Source organism: Cupriavidus sp. 05L310, from assembly GCF_056398185.1.
Map to the genome: position 1 here is coordinate 1 of NZ_JBFTOX010000154.1, position 1,586 is coordinate 1,586.

Here is a 1,586-nt window from a genome sequence, read left to right on the forward strand (position 1 = left end):
CTGATGCTGGATGATCGAGCGGGCCGCGAAAGGGCGCCGGTCCGCGCCGGATGCCTCGCGGCGCTGCCAATCGGCGTAGGCGAGGGTGGGATTGGTGAGCCAGAGGCTGTCGACGGGTGTCATGACCGCATTTATATACTGAATTCCGCTTTCCCCGCACCCCAACCGCCTCTTCGAGGCGGACATAGCCTTCAGGTTAGCGGGGTGGAACCAGGCGGACAGATGCTCGCCGCCGTGTGGCTCTGGAGAAAAGGTCGCCACCATGCTCATGCGCGATGCGGATTGCGCTTGAGGCGGGCATAGCGCGGATAGCGGGCGTCGAGCATCTCTTCTATCATCTGCTGGCGGTCTCCGTCCTCAGGGTCGGGGGGGCACTCCAGCAGGTTTGTGTCTGCACAGAAACGCATGATTTCCAACAGCAACGCTTCGCGCCGCGGCGGTGGGAAATGCAGGCGTCTGGCTTTGGTCCAGTAGCGGTGGCCGCGATGGGTGAGGGCAAGCAGGGCGTCGGGCGTCCCATCGAGGTTGGCAGCGAGGGCCTTGGCTTCCAACTGCAGGGTGATGGTGATAGTCATTGATTTGGCTGGAGATTCGTCAGGGCGATCCAACGGGAAACGATGTGCGCGCGGTTTCCCGTTCCCTCCTCGACGTCGGCTTCGGCGGTCATGCCACTGGGTCCTTGGAAAATGCTCCGGATGGTTGCCCAACGGGGCGCAATGCCGGGCAGGTGGCGGTAGGCGTGAATGACGCGCTCGCCCACCGTGAACGGCCCAGCGCGGCGGAAGTAGGGCACCCCGTTGGGAAAGCGCCCGATCTCTTCGGTTAGTTGGCAGGACAAGCCGTCCAGGTACTGGCCGAGCTGGGAGCGCTGCATCCCGATGCCGCCGCTGGTTTCCACGATCGCCGGCGTAGCGCCAGCACCAACCTTGCGGGCCCACCGCTCAACGGCCGCGCGCATCACCCGACGGTAGTGCATGCCGCCGGCGAGGAAGACCGGGCCGACCTGGTCGGGCCACGCCGCACCGGCCATCGCCGTCGACAGGCCCGAGAGCATGGATCTCCGCGCGATCCGCGGTCATACGGGCATCGTAGGGGGCAATCTCCGCGTCCGGCTGGATAAAGCCATGCTGTGCCGAGAGGATGATGACTTGGGGCTGCGCATCGGCTCGCACGTGCGCGCGAAACGTTTCATACATGACGCCGCGATACAGATCCATGGCGGGGGCAGGGCGGTTGAGCTTCGTGGCCGAGCAGGCCATCAGTACCAACGGGCGAGCCGGCGATCGTGCGACGGTTGCGCGAGCGATTTCATCAAAGAGGCTGAGTTGCGTGGGGTGGGCTTGCATCGGAAGCACGGGGGTGATGGGACATACTTCCAATCTACAGGCGCAGGCTGGAAGTCAAGGCCGGACAGCCGGGGGGGCCGTCAAATGTCCCGTCCGGCGCGCTTGGCGTTGCGCGCCCCGACAAGCGAGGCCTCGCTGCGCGTTGCCAACTCGGGGATTGGCACCTGCATCATGTTTCGTGCGGCCTCGCGTATCGCGCTGGTGAGGCACTCACGTCTGCCACCCAGGTCAACATTCCCA

Annotated in this window: 3 protein-coding genes; all 3 read right to left on the minus strand. The window is 65.1% G+C overall.

The window, feature by feature from the left end:
* Positions 1–266: 266 nt before the first annotated feature.
* Genes AC1DS6_RS42550 through AC1DS6_RS42560 form a run of 3 tightly spaced genes read right to left on the minus strand, consistent with a single transcriptional unit; the run spans position 267 to position 1,346 of the window.
* Complete coding sequence (locus tag AC1DS6_RS42550; RefSeq protein ID WP_441630807.1) at positions 267–575, minus strand: hypothetical protein; 309 nt, start codon at positions 573–575, stop codon at positions 267–269.
* Positions 572–1,054 carry a hypothetical protein gene (locus tag AC1DS6_RS42555; protein ID WP_441630809.1) on the minus strand — a complete coding sequence of 161 codons (483 nt, stop codon included), beginning with the start codon at positions 1,052–1,054 and terminating at the stop codon, positions 572–574. Before AC1DS6_RS42555 ends, AC1DS6_RS42550 begins: the two co-directional genes overlap by 4 nt.
* Positions 942–1,346, minus strand: coding sequence for a DUF6884 domain-containing protein (locus AC1DS6_RS42560; protein ID WP_441630810.1), 405 nt, complete (start codon positions 1,344–1,346; stop codon positions 942–944). Before AC1DS6_RS42560 ends, AC1DS6_RS42555 begins: the two co-directional genes overlap by 113 nt.
* Positions 1,347–1,586: the final 240 nt, after the last annotated feature.